At 60.9% G+C, this 14,700-nt stretch carries 15 protein-coding genes; 6 read left to right on the plus strand and 9 right to left on the minus strand.

The genetic code is table 11. The features are described from left to right. Positions 1–3 precede the first annotated feature (3 nt). The 6 genes from OO730_RS01690 to OO730_RS01715 all read right to left on the minus strand — a co-directional run bounded on the left by OO730_RS01690 (position 4) and on the right by OO730_RS01715 (position 6,904). Positions 4–510 (minus strand): ferritin, encoded by a 507-nt coding sequence (locus OO730_RS01690; RefSeq protein WP_264982848.1) that lies wholly within the window; start codon positions 508–510, stop codon positions 4–6. A 188-nt stretch (positions 511–698) separates the two neighbouring features. Continuing rightward, a complete protein-coding gene (gene recD2 / locus OO730_RS01695; RefSeq protein WP_264982849.1) occupies positions 699–2,909 on the minus strand; it encodes an SF1B family DNA helicase RecD2 in 2,211 nt (736 codons plus the stop codon). 15 nt (positions 2,910–2,924) lie between these two features. Then, complete coding sequence (gene recR / locus OO730_RS01700; protein ID WP_264982850.1) at positions 2,925–3,530, minus strand: recombination mediator RecR; 606 nt, start codon at positions 3,528–3,530, stop codon at positions 2,925–2,927. 164 nt (positions 3,531–3,694) lie between these two features. Next, a complete protein-coding gene (locus OO730_RS01705; RefSeq protein ID WP_264982851.1) occupies positions 3,695–4,006 on the minus strand; it encodes a YbaB/EbfC family nucleoid-associated protein in 312 nt (103 codons plus the stop codon). 21 nt (positions 4,007–4,027) lie between these two features. Continuing rightward, the gene (gene dnaX, locus OO730_RS01710; RefSeq protein ID WP_264982852.1) at positions 4,028–5,842 is read right to left on the minus strand and encodes a DNA polymerase III subunit gamma/tau; all 1,815 of its coding nucleotides are present in this window, start codon (positions 5,840–5,842) and stop codon (positions 4,028–4,030) included. A 135-nt stretch (positions 5,843–5,977) separates the two neighbouring features. Beyond that, positions 5,978–6,904 carry a branched-chain amino acid transaminase gene (locus OO730_RS01715; protein ID WP_264982853.1) on the minus strand — a complete coding sequence of 309 codons (927 nt, stop codon included), beginning with the start codon at positions 6,902–6,904 and terminating at the stop codon, positions 5,978–5,980. 219 nt (positions 6,905–7,123) lie between these two features. Between OO730_RS01715 and OO730_RS01720 the strand changes: the two genes are divergently transcribed. The 6 genes from OO730_RS01720 (at position 7,124) to OO730_RS01745 (ending at position 12,439) form a co-directional block, all read left to right on the plus strand. Beyond that, entirely contained in the window at positions 7,124–8,335 is a 1,212-nt protein-coding gene (locus OO730_RS01720) for an aminotransferase class I/II-fold pyridoxal phosphate-dependent enzyme (protein WP_264982854.1), read from the plus strand. Between the two features lie 3 nt (positions 8,336–8,338). Then, positions 8,339–9,634 carry a homoserine dehydrogenase gene (locus OO730_RS01725; RefSeq protein WP_264982855.1) on the plus strand — a complete coding sequence of 432 codons (1,296 nt, stop codon included), beginning with the start codon at positions 8,339–8,341 and terminating at the stop codon, positions 9,632–9,634. A gap of 13 nt (positions 9,635–9,647) precedes the next feature. Further along, entirely contained in the window at positions 9,648–10,844 is a 1,197-nt protein-coding gene (locus OO730_RS01730) for a cofactor-independent phosphoglycerate mutase (protein WP_264982856.1), read from the plus strand. Next, positions 10,844–11,260: an acyl-CoA thioesterase gene (locus OO730_RS01735; RefSeq protein ID WP_264982857.1), complete on the plus strand. Its 417-nt coding sequence runs from the start codon at positions 10,844–10,846 to the stop codon at positions 11,258–11,260. The genes OO730_RS01730 and OO730_RS01735 overlap by 1 nt, the downstream gene beginning before the upstream one ends. 83 nt (positions 11,261–11,343) lie before the next feature. Beyond that, positions 11,344–12,129 carry an amidohydrolase family protein gene (locus OO730_RS01740; protein ID WP_264982858.1) on the plus strand — a complete coding sequence of 262 codons (786 nt, stop codon included), beginning with the start codon at positions 11,344–11,346 and terminating at the stop codon, positions 12,127–12,129. 88 nt (positions 12,130–12,217) lie between these two features. After that, positions 12,218–12,439 (plus strand): YgdI/YgdR family lipoprotein, encoded by a 222-nt coding sequence (locus OO730_RS01745; protein ID WP_264982859.1) that lies wholly within the window; start codon positions 12,218–12,220, stop codon positions 12,437–12,439. A gap of 12 nt (positions 12,440–12,451) precedes the next feature. Here the strand turns inward: OO730_RS01745 and OO730_RS01750 are convergent, their stop codons facing one another. The 3 genes from OO730_RS01750 to OO730_RS01760 form a co-directional block, all read right to left on the minus strand. Further along, positions 12,452–12,913, minus strand: a complete 462-nt coding sequence (locus OO730_RS01750; RefSeq protein WP_264982860.1) for a DsrE/DsrF/DrsH-like family protein — start codon at positions 12,911–12,913, stop codon at positions 12,452–12,454. A gap of 228 nt (positions 12,914–13,141) precedes the next feature. Beyond that, positions 13,142–13,852 (minus strand): amino acid ABC transporter permease, encoded by a 711-nt coding sequence (locus OO730_RS01755; RefSeq protein ID WP_264982861.1) that lies wholly within the window; start codon positions 13,850–13,852, stop codon positions 13,142–13,144. 57 nt (positions 13,853–13,909) lie between these two features. Continuing rightward, entirely contained in the window at positions 13,910–14,671 is a 762-nt protein-coding gene (locus OO730_RS01760; protein ID WP_264982862.1) for a basic amino acid ABC transporter substrate-binding protein, read from the minus strand. Between the last annotated feature and the right edge of the window lie 29 nt (positions 14,672–14,700).

Here is a 14,700-nt window from a genome sequence, read left to right on the forward strand (position 1 = left end):
CTGCTATTCGGCTGCCGGAGGCGTAAACACCCGTGTGCCGAGATCGCGATCGAGCATGAACAGCCCGCCGCCGTCGCCGACCATCTTCAGCTTGCCCACGGCATCGGACACGGAATCCTCTTCCTCGACCTGCTCGGAAATGAACCATTGCAGGAAGATGCCGACGGCGTGGTTGCGCTCGTCCATGGCCAGATCGGCGATGGCGTTGATGCGCGCGGTCACGCCTTTCTCGTGTTCCAGGGCTTCCTCAAAGGCTGCCAGCGGGGTCTCCCAGGAATAGGCGGGGGCCTCGATGGTGCCGAGCTTGGCGTGCCCGCCCGCCTCGTTGATGTAGTTGAAGAACTTCATGGCATGGAACATCTCTTCCTGATACTGGGCGTACATCCACTGGCTGATGCCCGCCAGTCCCTGCTGGGCAAAATGGGAGGACATGGAAAGATAGATGTGAGCCGAATAGATTTCCCAATTCATCTGCGCGTTGAGCGCATCTTCCAATTTTTCGCTGAGCATGAGTATGGTCTCCTTGACGCTTGTTATCGGATTGACGGAGGACGCCCTGACGGCGTCCGGACGATGCACATTCAAGAACAGTAATCACTGCAACGTGAAAAACCAGTAATAATGCACCATTTTTTTCAGGAATTTGCAACCGCTCAATGACGATTGGCCCCAACGGATGGGGAAAACGGGAAGGTCCGTCAATACAGGCTGTTTTCCGCGAAAATAGCGCGTAACCGGTGAGAAAGATGGGTATTCCTCTTGCCTGCGGTGACGTTGTTCAGACCGATGTTGAAGGCCCGCTCGGAACCGATGAGCACGGCCAGCTCGCGAGCGCGGGTCAGGCCGGTGTAGAGCAGGTTGCGCTGGAGCAGGAGGAAATGCTGTGTGACCACCGGCATGACCACCGCCGGATATTCACTGCCCTGGGACTTGTGCACGCTCACGGCGTAGGCGAGTCCCAGCTCATCCAGCTCGCTCGTCTCGAAGTGCACGAAATTGCCGTCGAACTCGATCATCAACTCGTGCTCGTCCGGGTCCGCCTCCACGATCCAGCCGAGGTCGCCGTTGAACACTTCCTTGTCGTAGTTGTTCTTGAGCTGGATGACGCGATCCCCTTCCCGGTAGGTGGCGAACTTGCGCTTGAGCTCGCGCACGCCCGGCCGCGACGGGTTGAGCCGGTCCTGCAGGGCCACATTGAGCGCCTGGGTGCCCACATCCCCCTTGTGCATGGGGGTGAGCACCTGGATGTCGCGCATGGGGTCGAGCCCGTAGCGCTGGGGAATGCGGTCGCACACGGAGTCCAGAATCAGCTTTTGGACCTTGAGGGGGTCGTCCTGCGGAATCCAGAAGAAATCGGCCTCGGGGGCCTGGCAGGGATGCTGGCGCGGGAACTGCCCTTCGTTGATGCGGTGGGCGTTGACCACGATGAAACTTTCCTGGGCCTGACGGAAGATGTGCGTCAGCACCGCGCACGGCACGCGCCGGGATTCGATCAGATCGCCGAGTACGTTGCCCGGCCCCACGCTGGGCAACTGGTTCACGTCCCCCACCAGGATCAGGCGGCAGGTGTGCGGCAGCGCCCGGAGGATGGCCACGAAGAGCTGGGCGTCCACCATGCTCGCCTCGTCCACCACCAGCACGTCCGCCTTGAGTTTCTGGTCCTCGCAGTAGTGGAAGCCGCCGTCGGGCTGGAACTGCAGCAGCCGGTGCACGGTTTTGGCCGGATACCCCGTGGCCTCGGTCATGCGTTTGGCCGCGCGCCCCGTGGGTGCCGCCTGCTTGATCTTGAGCCCCAGCTCCTTCAGCGTGAGCATGATCGCCTTGGTGATGGTGGTCTTGCCTGTGCCGGGTCCGCCGGTGATGATGAACACCTTGTTGGAGCAGGCCTCGAACACGGCCTCGCGCTGTTCGTCCGACAGGTTGAAGCCCAGCTTCTCCTCCACGAGCGGCAGGGTCTTGTCGATCTTCTTGCGGCTGACCGGCGTGGGATGGCTGATGAGCTGATAGAGGCGCTTGGTGGTCTCGTTCTCGAAATGATAGAAATAGATCAGATAGACCGCCTCTGATATTCCCTGCTCCGACAGGTCCTCGATGCGGATGCGTTTCTTTTCCTCCAGCCCGTACAGGGCCAGCTCCAGCTTCTCGAAATCCGTGGTGTCGAGCATCCGGGCCACATCTTCCAAGAGTTTGGGCTTGGGCAGGAAAAGGTGCCCGTTGCGCTCGCAGGTGGTCAACAGGGTGTAGGCCAGGGCCGCCTCAAGCCTTTGCGCGCAGTCCCGTTCGAAGCCGAGTTTCATGGCCATCTGGTCAGCGGTCTTGAAACCCACGCCGCGTATCTCGTAGGCCAGATCGTAGGGATTCTCCCGCAGCTTGCGTTCGGCCTGCGCCCCGTGCAGATGGAAAATCTTCCCGGCAAAAGTGGTGGGCACGTTGTGGGTCTGGAGGAAGACCAGCAGGTTCTTTATCTCCCGCTGCCTGGACCAGGACTCGATGATGTCCGCAAGCTTCTTCTTTGAAATGCCGCGAATGGACAGCAACCGCTCGGGATCGTCGTCCAGGATGTCCAGCACCTCCACGCCGTGCTCCTCCACCATGATGGTGGCCGTCTTCTCGCCCACGCCCTTGATGGATGACTGGAGAAAGCGGATGACGCCGTTCTCGGTGGCAGGCCGGGCCTGTTCAAAGGTGGACACCTCGAACTGGCGGCCGAACTTGGGGTGGCTGATCCACTTCCCGTGCAGATCCAGCGTGGACCCGGCGGCCAGTTCGCCAAGGGTGCCGACGATGGTCGTCTGGCCCGGCTCGTCCTTCACCTTCACCCGGGCGATGGCATAGCCGTTTTCCTTGTTGTGATAGATCACGCCCACGACTTCGGCGCCGGGCAGGTAGGTCAGCTTTTCATCGGGCATACCGGAGCGGCGCACCTAGATTTTCTGCCTGTGGACCAGGGACTGCTTGAGCGTCTCCTTGTCCATGAACTTGACTTCCGCACCGATGGGGATGCCCTGGGCCAAACGGCTGACGGATACGCCCGGAAACTCGGTCTCAACCAGATTCTTGATGTAGGAGGCCGTTGCCTCGGCGTCCAGCGTCGCGCCCAGCGCCAAAATCATCTCGCTGATCCCGCCTTCGGACAGACGGCTGCGCAGCCGGTCCACCTCGAGCTGGGAGGGGTCAACCCCGTCCAGAGGCGACAGCAGGCCGCCAAGGACGAGATACTTGCCGCGATACACGCCCATGTCCTCCATGGCCAGCAACGCGTCCCATTCGGGCACCACGCAGAGCTGCGCGTCGTCCCGCGAGGGGTCCGCGCAGATGGCGCACGGGCTGGATTCGGCCAGGCAGGCGCACTGCTCGCACAGGCAGAGCCGCTCGCGCAACTCTATGATAGACTGGCCCACGCCGCCCGCTTTCTCACGCGGCATCTTGAGCAGGGTCAAGGCGATGCGAAGCGCGGACTTGGGGCCGATGCCCGGCAGTCCGGAGAGTTGGTCGACCACTTCCTTGAGCGGTCCGGGGAGATTCTGCAAAGGCGACTCCTGGAAGTCCGTTGAAAACAATGAAGAATCAGACTGTTCGAAAATGGTGAAATGCAAGGCGCAAAAAAAGTTCAAGGCCGAAGCGTACTCCCCGTACGCGAGGGTTTGGACTTTTTTTGCAGCAACGCAGCAGATCGCCGTTTATCAACAGTCTGCTAAAACATGCCCGGAATGGACATGCCGCCGGTCACGCCCTTCATGGCCTCTTCCATCATGTCCTTGGACTTCTTGATGGCCTCGTTCGCAGCAGTCATGACCAGGTCCTGGAGCATTTCCACATCCCCGGCTTCCATGACGGATTCCTCGATGACCACGGCGGTGATCTCCTGGGCGCCGGTGCACTTGACCGTGACCATGCCGCCGCCGCTGGTGGCTGCGACTTCCTTGGTCTTGAGTTCTTCCTGGGCCTGGGTCATCTTGCGCTGCATGACCTGCGCCTGGCGGATCATCTCGTTCATGCCTTTCATTATATTCTCCTGGAATAGCTGTTATTGTTTGCGATGACTGACGGAAACCATCTGCGCGCTGAAGGTCTCCATGACCTTGTTCACGCCGGGATGTTTTTCCGCCTCCTCCATAAGCTGCCTGTTCGATTTGGGGACCTCGATATCGCCTGTTTCCACACGAACATCAACCGTCTGGCCGAAATATTCCTTTGTCAGGGAACCCAGGGCGGCCATCGTCTGCTTGTCGGTCAGTTGAACGCAATGGGTCCTGGACCTGCAGGTCACCACCAACTCGTTTCCCGACATGTCGCCCTTGGCCAGGTGCAGCATGCCGACCTGGACACCTGCCGCGCCGTTGCGCTGTTCCACGAACTTGAGAAACCCGTCCCAATCACGCGGTCCGGCCGGAGCCGGTACCGGCGGCTCGGTCATGGGCGTGGCCTCCGAGGGAACAACAGGATCGGGGTCCTGCGTCATCGGAGCCTGTGGCGCGGACGGCCGGACAGGCGGGGGAGTCGGCCTGGTCGGCGGCGCGGGCCGCTGAGCGGGTTGTTGCTCAGGTGGCGGCGTCTGCTGCGGCCTGGGCGGTGGCGGCGGTGAAAATCCTTGCGGCTGCGACCCCATGCCGCCCTGCCCCTGCATGGAGCCCGGCGACGGGCCGCCTGCCATCCCCCCTGTTGGTCCGCCCTGCCCGCCGGTCATGGGGCGCTGAGGCGTCCGCCCGCCCTGCACGGGCGCGGCGGAAACGTTCTCCAGTTTGATCAGGTCCGGCAGGCTGGTCAGGTTGAGCAGCAGCAGTTCCAGGGCCAAGGCCGGTTCCAGGCTGGTCATGACCTTGCGCTGGCCGTCCAGGGTCATCTGCCAACAGGCATGGATATGGGTAGGCTCGAAACGTCCCGCCCAGTCCATCCAGCCGGCGGCCTCCTCCCCGGACAGGCCGAGCAGCGGCAGCGCGGCCTCGCCCGCCTGCCTGAGCAGAAACATGTTTCGCCAGCAGCTCGTCAATTCGCGCAGGAAGAACCCGAGGTCCAGCCCCTGGTCCAGCACCTGCCTGAGCACCTGGCCCACGGCCACGAGGTCGCGGCTGTGCATGGCCTCCATGAGGCCGAAAAAGACATCCTGTCCCGCCAGGCCGAGGAATCCGCGCACGTCCTCTTCCTTGAGCACGTCCTCGCCCATGGCCAGGGCCTGGCCGAGGAGGGACATGGAATCGCGCACGCTGCCCGCGCCGCGCTTGGCGATGATCTGGAGCGCGCCCGGCTCGAACTTGAGGGACTCGGCGTCCATTATCTTTTCCAAGTGGGTCACCAGCTCGCCCTGGGGCAGCATCTTGAAGGTGTAATGCTGGCACCGGCTGATGATGGTGGCCGGGAACTTGTGATGCTCGGTGGTGGCCATGATGAAGGTGGCGCGCGGCGGCGGCTCCTCAAGGGTCTTGAGCAGCGCGTTGAACGCCTCCTTGGTCAGCATGTGCGCTTCGTCGATGATGAAGACCTTGTAGCGGCACTCGACGGGTGCGTAGCCGATGTCCTCTTTCAAACGGCGGGCGTCGTCGATGCCGCGGTTGGACGCACCGTCGATCTCGATGACGTCCACCGCCACCCCGGCGGTGATCTGGCGGCAGTTGTCGCACTTGTTGCACGGCTCGGCCGTGGGCGCGTTCACGCAGTTGAGGGCCTTTGCGAAGATACGGGCGATGGTGGTCTTGCCCACGCCGCGCGTGCCGGAAAAGAGATAGGCGGGCGCGATCTTGTCCTGGGCGGCGGCCCGGGACAGGATGGCCTTGATGGCGGCCTGCCCGGCCACGTCGGCGAAAGTCTGGGGCCGGTACTTGGCAGTGAGATTGGATGTGCTCATTGGCTCGCTGGGGCTTGGGGCGCGGAAGCTCCGTCCTGCATGAAAACGGAACAAAACGGGGAAACCCGACATTCCGCGCCGGATTTCCCCATTACTATCAGATCACGTTCTGACTTTCTAGACTTTCTATCAAAGCTATTTGACGGAATAGCGATGCAGCCAGCTCTCGTAGTCCGGGTTCTCACCCTTGACGATCTTGAAGTATTCGGTCTGCAACAGCTTGGCCACGGGACCGGCCTTGCCGTCGCCGATCCGGCGGCGATCCACGGAGCTGATGGGCGTGAGCTCGGCGGCGGTGCCGGTGAAGAACACCTCGTCGGCGATGTAGAGCATGTCGCGGGTGAGGGGTTCCTCGCGCACTTCGTACCCGAGGTCGCCCGCCAGGGTAATGATGGAGTCGCGGGTCAGGCCGCCCAGCACGCCGTCCTGGTGCGGTGTGTATATGATATCGCCCCGGACCATGAAGATGTTTTCGCCCGAGCCCTCGGATACGTGGCCGGTGGTGTCGAGCAGGATGGCCTCATCGTAGCCGTCGGCCACGGCCTCGGTCTTGGCCAGCACGGAGTTGACGTAGTTGCCGCACGCCTTGGACTTGGTCATCATGACATTGACGTGGTGGCGGTTGTAGGTGGAGCACTTGACGTTGATGCCCTTCTCCAGGGCCTCTTCACCCAGGTACGCGCCCCAGGGCCAGCAGGCGATGATGGTGCGGATGGGATTGTCGCCGGGGTGCACGCCCATGGCGCCGTCGCCGATGAAGATCAGCGGACGGACATAGGCGCCGGCCAGGTTGTTGCGCTTGAGGGTCTCCACGGCGGCCTCGGTCAGCTCCTCGGCGGAATACGGGACCGTGAGGCCCAGAATCTTGGCGGAGTTGACCAGGCGGACCATGTGTTCCTCGAGACGGAACACCTCGGAGGAGCCGTCTGCGCACTCGTAGGCCCGGATGCCTTCGAACACGCCCGCGCCGTAATGCAGTGTATGTGTCAGGACATGGACATTCGCCTCGTCCCAGGGAACTTGTTCGCCGTCAAACCAGATGGTTTCGGATTTCTGAACCATTGATGGACTCCTTATGGATTTACGGCCGTGGGCCGTGGGATACAGGATCGGAACAAGGACGCTAAAAAAAACTTGTCATGAGGTCAAGACATACCGGGAAAGCCGCACCCTCTCTCTTTGTCCGCCGCACAATTTCACCGAATTTCATTTTGACAGCGCACACCGCTGAGAGTAAGCAAATTTGATTGTACAGCTATATTATTGAGGAGAGTTACCGTCATGTCCAAGTTTGCGAGAGTCGATCGACTGCCCCCCTATGTGTTCGCCCAGGTCAATGAACTCAAGATGAAGATGCGCCACGCAGGCGCAGACATCATCGACCTGGGCATGGGCAATCCCGATGTGCCCACCCCCAAGCCCATTCTCGACAAGCTGGCAGAAGCGGCATACAAGCCCGGCAACTCCAAGTATTCGGCATCAAAGGGCATCAAGGGTCTGCGCAAGGCCGTCCGCGACTGGTACTACCGCCGCTATGACGTGTCCCTGGACCGCAACCAGGAGATATGCGTCACCATGGGTGCCAAGGAAGGGCTCGCCCACCTGGCCCTGGCCATGCTCACGCCCGGCGACGTGGTCCTCGCCCCGGACCCGGCCTACCCCATCCACCCTTACGCTTCCATCATCGCGGGCGCGGACGTGCGCCGCGTGCCCATCGGACCGGGCCAGGATTTCTTCGAGAACCTGGAGACCGCGGTCACGCACACCTGGCCCAAGCCCAAACTGCTGATCATCAATTTCCCGCATAACCCGACCACCCAGTGCGTCGAGTTGGACTTCTTCCAGCGCATCGTGGACTTTGCCAAGGAGCATTCCCTGTACGTCATCCACGACCTGGCCTACGCGGACTTCGTGTTCGACGGCTACCAGGCGCCAAGCTTCATGCAGGCCGACGGGGCCAAGGAAGTGGGCGTGGAGTTCTTCTCCATGACCAAGAGCTATTCCATGGCCGGCATGCGCGTGGGCTTCTGCGTGGGCAATCCGGAAATGGTCCAGGCCCTGACCCGCATCAAGTCCTATCTCGACTACGGCATCTACCAGCCCATCCAGATCGCGGCGGCCTGCGCCCTCAATGGCGACCTGGACCCGGACCCCAAGTTCACCCAGGAAGACATGGACAAGGCGGTCAAGGACATCATGGCCGTCTACACCGATCGCCGCGACGCCCTGTGCGAGGGCCTCAACCGCATCGGATGGGAAGTGACCCCGCCCAAGGCGACTATGTTCCTGTGGGCAGCCATCCCCGAAGAATTCAAGAACATGGGGAGTGTTGAATTCTCGAAAATGCTCCTGCAGGAAGCTGAAGTTGCTGTCTCCCCCGGCCTCGGTTTTGGGCAATACGGCGACGATCACGTCCGTTTCAGCTTCGTGGAAAACCGCCATCGCACCAACCAGGCTGTCCGAAATCTACGAAAATTTTTCGCAAAAGGATAAGTCATGGACGTAATAAGACTCGGCCTCGGCGGCTTCGGCACTGTCGGCTCGGGCCTGGCGAAGATACTTGATTCAAACAAAGAACGCATTGAAAAGAGGCTCGGAAAAAGGCTCGAAATCACGACGGTCCTGGTTCGGGACCTGAACAGGAAACGGGCCTTCGAACTCGGCCCCGACGTCACCTTCACCGACGATCTCTCGGCGCTCGTCAACGGCGACGTGGATATCGTCGTGGAGCTCATGGGCGGCCTGGACACGGCCAAGGAACTCATCCTCAACGCCTTCTCCAAGGGCAAGCACGTGGTCACGGCCAACAAGCACCTGCTGGCCGAACATGGACTAGAACTCTTCGACGCGGCCCGGGCCAACAACGCTGGCCTCATGTTCGAGGCCAGCTGCGCTGGCGGCATCCCCATCGTCCAGACCCTCAAGGAGAGCCTGGCGGGCGATGAAATCATCAAGATGCTCGGCATAATGAACGGCACGGCCAACTACATCCTGTCCGAGATGACCACCAAGGGCATGGACTTCGCATCGGCCCTGGCCGACGCCCAGGACCTTGGCTACGCCGAGGCCGACCCGACCTTCGACATCGAGGGCTTCGACACGGCCCACAAGCTGTGCGTGCTCATCCGCATGGCCTACGGCGTGGACTACCCCCTGGCGGACATTCCCATCCAGGGCATCACCGGCGTGACCCCCATGGACATCGAATTCGCCCGCGAATTCGGATACCGGATCAAGCTGCTGGCCCATGTGGAAAACGTGCGCGGCAGGCTGGAGGCCGGGGTCCACCCCGCCCTGGTGCCGTACACCTATCTGCTGGCCCGGGTGGGCGGCAACTACAACGCCGTGCGGTTGGAAGGCAACGCCGTGGGACCGATCATGCTCCACGGCCAGGGCGCGGGCGACCTGCCCACGGGCAGCGCCGTGCTGGCCGACATCATGAACCTCGTGCGCAAGATGAACGACGGCTGCTCGCGGCCGGACAACACCGGCTTCGGCAACGACCCCATCGTCAAGGCGGACATCCTGCCCCCCGAGGAGTCGGAATCCAAATACTACTTCCGGTTCACCGTTTCCGACCGAACCGGGGTCATGGCCGCCATCACCCGATCCATGGCCGACCACGGCATATCCATTGCCCAGGCCGTGCAGAAGGGAGAGGCCGGTGCCGAAGGCGTCCCCCTGGTCATCATCTCCCACGAGACCCCGGCCAAGGCCGTGGACGACATGATCAGTGAAATGGACGCCATGGACTTCACCGTGGAACCGTGCGTCAAATTCAGAATCCTCTAGCCATTTATCATATATGAAACTGCTCTATCTCATCGCCGACGGCATGGGCGGCCGGCCCCTTGACGAACTGGGCGGCAAGACCACCATGGAAGCCGCTCACACGCCCAACATGGACGAACTGGCCAAAACCGGCGTCATGGGGCGTGCCCAGACCGTGCCCGGAACCATGCCGCCGGGCTCGGATGTGGCCAACATGGCCCTGCTGGGCTTTGATCCGGCCAAATACCACACAGGGCGCGGCCCCATCGAGGCAGCGGCCCAGGGACTCGAGCTGGACCCGGACGATCTGGTCTGGCGGCTCAACCTGGTCACCGTGTCGAAATTGACCATCGACGGGCACATGCGCGACTACTCGTCCGGCCACATCGCCACCGAGGTCTCAACGCCCATCGTCGAAGCCCTGCAGGACAAGCTGGGCAACGACATGTACACCTTTTATCCGGGCGTACAGTACCGCCACCTGCTCGTGCAGCACGGCGGGGCGCTGACCGATGACGCAGGCCTGCTCATCAGCCCGCCCCACGACATCACGGACAAGCCCATCAAGCTCGACCTGCGCACCCTTTCCAGGAGCCCGTTCCTGTGGGACCTCGTGTTCGAGGCCAAGGAAGTGCTCGACGACCGTTCGATCAACCGGTCCCGGGCCAACACCATCTGGCCGTGGGGCCAGGGCCGCCCGCTCATCCTGCCGGATTTCAAGGAAACCTACGGACTCTCCGGCGCGGTCATCTCCGCAGTGGACCTGATCAAGGGACTCGGCAATGCCTCGAACATGACCGTCATCGACGTGGAAGGGGCCACCGGCCTGCTGGACACCAACTACCAGGGCAAGGTTGATGCCGCCCTCAAATTCCTGGAGGAAAACGACTTCGTCTTCGTCCACCTGGAAGGACCGGACGAATGCGGCCACGGCGGCAACGCCCATGAAAAGGTCGAGGCCATCAGCCGTTTCGACGCCCGCGTGGTCGCTCCCCTGCGAGAGGCCCTCAAGGACCAGGATACGGCCTGGATCGTCACCTGCGACCATTTCACGCCTATTGCGGAGCGCACCCACACCCGCGACGCGGTACCGTTCATCCTCAATGGTCCGGGGTGCGAACCGTCCGGCATCGACACCTTCAGCGAACAGACCGCCGACTCCACCGGCCTCAGGCTGGACAACGGCTTTGAACTGCTCGAGTTCGCCCTGGAAAAATTCGGAATGAAGTAATGGCAAAAAAGGAATTCCCCACTCCGGACTGCTGGTATTCGCACTTCATCTCCTATGGGGAGACCGACGCCATGGGCGTTGTCTACCACGCAGAATATCTGCACCTCTTCGAACGGTCCCGGTCCAAGTTCATCCGCGAATCCGGCATGAGCTACCGCGAAACCGAGGAGCGCGGCATCATGCTGCCCGTGCGCGAGGCCTCTTGTCGCTACCGCGTTCCCATGGTCTATGACCAGGAAATCCTGGTCCACGTGGGCATCTCCAAATGGGGACGCGCCTCCGTGGATTTCACCTACGAGATATGGGACAGGGACAAGAAGACGCTTCACGCCACCGGGCGCACTGGCCACGCCTGTACGGACAAGTCGGGCAAACCGGTCCGCATTCCTGATTGGTTGAAAGAGATGTTCAACTAATCTTCTGACTTTAAAAGATAAATTTCACACCCTGTATTCAAACAACTGTTTACATTCCGCCATTCATCTGGCAGTTTTCCCCCATGCGACTCGACGTTCACGCTCATGCGTTCCATCCAAAAATCGCCCACAAAGTTGTGGCCCAGCTGGAAGAACACTACGCCATCAAACCCGTGGGCACAGGCAAGGCCGACGACCTGGTCGCCCGGCTCGACAAGGCAGGGCTGGACAAGGCCGTGGTCCTGACAGCGGCCACTTCTCCCGACCAGGTGGTCCCGGCCAACAACTGGGCCATCGGGCTCAAGCGGTCCGAACCCCGTTTCATCCCCTTCGGCACGGTCCACCCCGGATACGACCGCATAGAGGAGGAACTGGACAGGCTGGAAGAAAACGGCATCAAGGGCCTCAAGTTCCATGCCGACTTCCAGGGGTACCGCATGGACGACGAGTCCCTTTACCGGGTGATGGAAATGGTAGGCGACCGATTCGTCTGCATGTTCCACGTGGGCGACACGCTGCCCCCCGAAGAGAACCCCTCCTGCCCGAAAAAAATGGCCGCCCTGCGCAAGGCCTTTCCCGGCCCGGTCATGATCGCAGCCCACATGGGCGGCTATCAGCACTGGGAATATGCCCTGGAACACCTGGCTGGCACCGACGTGTTCGTGGATTGCTCCAGCGTATTCGACTTTGTCGACGACTATCAGCTCGGCCGACTGTTCAACGGATTCGACAGGGAACACATCCTGTTCGGATCGGATTACCCGCTCTTTGACGCGGAGGCTGAGATACAGGCAGTATCCCGTCGCCTGGGGATGAATGACAGCCGGCTCGACGAGCTGCTGAGCTTGGCCGGAAACCTTTTCGAGTAGCTGCGCGAATTTGCCGATTTGCTATTGATAAAATCCATGGTCAGACGGTATGGTGTCCACACTTTCCAACCTAATCCGGGGACACGAGATGAAAAGACGCTTTTTTCTTCCCGCCATACTCCTGCTGGCCGCCCTGCTCACAGGTTGCGGCGCCAAGTCATACAGCATCAAGACACACTCCGGGCATGAATACATCGCCCAGGGAGCCCCGGTTTACGACGTGAAATCCGACACATACACGTTCACCGACGGCCAGGGAAAGGAAGTCGTCATCAACAAGGACGACATCCGGCTCATCAAGGAGAAATAGCTCCTTACCCGGTCAGGTGAAGAGACAGAGGTCGCACTCGCCTGCATGTTTGATGAACCCTTCTGCGGTCCAGACCTCGACGCCTTCCACGAAGTCCTCCTGCTTCAACTTCATCATCTCCATGGTCATATGGCAGGCGACCAGCTTGACCCCTTCGATCCTGGCCATCTCGAACATGTCCTCGACAGCCGGTATGTTCGCTTCCTCCATCCATTTTTTCATCATGCTGGTGGCCATCTGCGGCATCCCCGGTATGGCCCCCATGGTCCCGCCCGGATAATACTTCAGCTTTTCGATGCCGCCCGGCTTGATCACGTCCATCCCCATGAACGTGTAGAATATGGTCGCGTCATTACCGAGCCTTACCGAATTGAGCGCCATGACCAGGGCGGGCATGGCACCGTCCAAAGTGCCCCTGGAAGTGATAAACGCATGCCGCTGCCTGACATTTTCCCTCTTGGTTTCGCTGGACATTTCGGCCTCCATGAAATTTGATGGGATTGAACATTTCCCCGCATGCGCCCGGTCCACGCCAGACCGCGTCGGCCATAACGGGGAAGTCCTCACTGTAATCCGCTATGAACCCAATGTTCACACATGACAATTAGAATGCGTTGTGCCGCCCTTGTGTCGGGCGCTGAATAACGAAGTCCCCCCAAGCCGAGGCTCGGGGGGACTTCGTTATTCCGAATCGATTGCAGGTCAGCCCAGGTCAGGGACAACGCCCCTGTCCTCTCGCGCGCCGCTGCCGGCCGACAGTTTGCGTTCCAGGGCGTTGAAGAACCGGGAGAAACCGAAGGTCAGGGTCAGGTAGATGCAACCCGCACCCGCCAGGAACGGCACGTAGGTGTAGTATCGCGCTCCAAGCACCTTGGCGGAGAACATCAGTTCGGCCACACCGATGGTGGAGATAAGCGACGAATCCTTGAGCAGGACGATGAGCTCGTTCCCCAGCGGCGGAATCATCCGCTTCAGGGCCTGGGGCAGGATCACGTAGAACATGGATTGGGTGTGCGAAAGCCCGGTGCCGCGAGCGGCCTCCATCTGGCCCTTGTTGATGGATTGGATGCCCGCCCGGATGATTTCCGCATTGTAAGCGCCGGAGTTGATGCCCAGCGCGATGATGCCCGTGATCAGCGGATCAGGCGTGATGCCTTCGCCGGTCACCAGCATGTAGATCTGCGGAAACCCGAGATAGAAAAAGAAAATCTGCAGCAGCATCGGGGTGCCCCGAATGATCTGGATATACCCGTCGGCAAGCAGCCGGACGGACAGACGGCGGCTGATGCGCCCGGTTCCGGCGACAATGCCCAGGCAAAGCCCCATGGCCAGCGCGCCGAAGGTGACCTGAAGCGTGGCCAGGGCCCCGTTCAGGAGCATGTCGGAATGTTTGAAGACCAGTGAAAAATCCATAGCCTACTCCTCAATGGAGCCGGGAGGCGGACGCCCCCCGGCTCGATTTCATTTCAACTACATATTCCACTTCTTGAGGATGGCGTCATAGGTGCCGTCCTGCTTCACTTCTTCGAGGGCCTTGTTCAGCTCGTCCAGCAGGGCCTCGTTGCCCTTGCGGGAGATCATGGCGAACTCCTCGAAGGAAAGCGGCTCGCCCGCACGCCTGAAGTCGCCGCGCTTGACGAATTCGTCGGCCACGGACAGGTCGGCGATGACCGCGTCGGCGGCCTTGTTGTTGAGCATCATGAAGGCGATATTGTAGCTCTCGGGCTTGACCACTTCGGCACCCTCGATCTTGTCGGCCTGCTGTTCGCCGGTGGTGCCGAGCTGAACAGCGATCTTTTTGCCGTTCAGGTCGGCGGCCGAATTGATGTCCGAGTCCTTGCGCACCACGATGACCTGGCCGCTGGCGATGTACGGAGCGGAAAAGCTGACCTGCTCTGCCCGTTCCTCGGAGATGCCGAAACCGGACATGCCCATGTCCACCTGGCCGGACTGCACTGCGGTGACGATGGCCGCAAAGTCCATGGTCACCCAATGGATCTTCACGCCCATCTTCTCGGTGACGGCGTTGAGCAGGTCCACGTCGAAACCGACACGCTCGCCGTTGTCGCCGATGGATTCGAACGGCGGGTAGTCCGGGCTGTTGCCCACGGTGATGACACCGGCTTCCCTGACCTTGTCCAGAGTGGTCCCGGCAAAGGCGGTTGCGGCGAACAGACCCGCCACGAGTACCATGGAAAACACGAAAACAGAACGTAACTTGTTGAACTTCATATCAAACTCCTTATGGAATTATAAGTGGA

Origin of the sequence: Pseudodesulfovibrio portus, from assembly GCF_026000375.1 — a bacterium.
Classification (GTDB): Bacteria; Desulfobacterota; Desulfovibrionia; order Desulfovibrionales; family Desulfovibrionaceae; genus Pseudodesulfovibrio; species Pseudodesulfovibrio portus.

Excerpts from the sequence above, each read along its gene's own strand:
- OO730_RS01690 (WP_264982848.1), bottom strand. The coding sequence starts at position 510 with ATGCTCAGCGAAAAATTGGAAGATGCGCTCAACGCGCAGATGAATTGG.
- recD2 (WP_264982849.1), bottom strand. The coding sequence starts at position 2,909 with ATGCCCGATGAAAAGCTGACCTACCTGCCCGGCGCCGAAGTCGTGGGC.
- OO730_RS01705 (WP_264982851.1), bottom strand. The coding sequence starts at position 4,006 with ATGAAAGGCATGAACGAGATGATCCGCCAGGCGCAGGTCATGCAGCGC.
- dnaX (WP_264982852.1), bottom strand. The coding sequence starts at position 5,842 with ATGAGCACATCCAATCTCACTGCCAAGTACCGGCCCCAGACTTTCGCC.
- OO730_RS01715 (WP_264982853.1), bottom strand. The coding sequence starts at position 6,904 with ATGGTTCAGAAATCCGAAACCATCTGGTTTGACGGCGAACAAGTTCCC.
- OO730_RS01720 (WP_264982854.1), top strand. The coding sequence starts at position 7,124 with ATGTCCAAGTTTGCGAGAGTCGATCGACTGCCCCCCTATGTGTTCGCC.
- OO730_RS01725 (WP_264982855.1), top strand. The coding sequence starts at position 8,339 with ATGGACGTAATAAGACTCGGCCTCGGCGGCTTCGGCACTGTCGGCTCG.
- OO730_RS01730 (WP_264982856.1), top strand. The coding sequence starts at position 9,648 with ATGAAACTGCTCTATCTCATCGCCGACGGCATGGGCGGCCGGCCCCTT.
- OO730_RS01735 (WP_264982857.1), top strand. The coding sequence starts at position 10,844 with ATGGCAAAAAAGGAATTCCCCACTCCGGACTGCTGGTATTCGCACTTC.
- OO730_RS01740 (WP_264982858.1), top strand. The coding sequence starts at position 11,344 with ATGCGACTCGACGTTCACGCTCATGCGTTCCATCCAAAAATCGCCCAC.
- OO730_RS01745 (WP_264982859.1), top strand. The coding sequence starts at position 12,218 with ATGAAAAGACGCTTTTTTCTTCCCGCCATACTCCTGCTGGCCGCCCTG.
- OO730_RS01750 (WP_264982860.1), bottom strand. The coding sequence starts at position 12,913 with ATGTCCAGCGAAACCAAGAGGGAAAATGTCAGGCAGCGGCATGCGTTT.
- OO730_RS01755 (WP_264982861.1), bottom strand. The coding sequence starts at position 13,852 with ATGGATTTTTCACTGGTCTTCAAACATTCCGACATGCTCCTGAACGGG.
- OO730_RS01760 (WP_264982862.1), bottom strand. The coding sequence starts at position 14,671 with ATGAAGTTCAACAAGTTACGTTCTGTTTTCGTGTTTTCCATGGTACTC.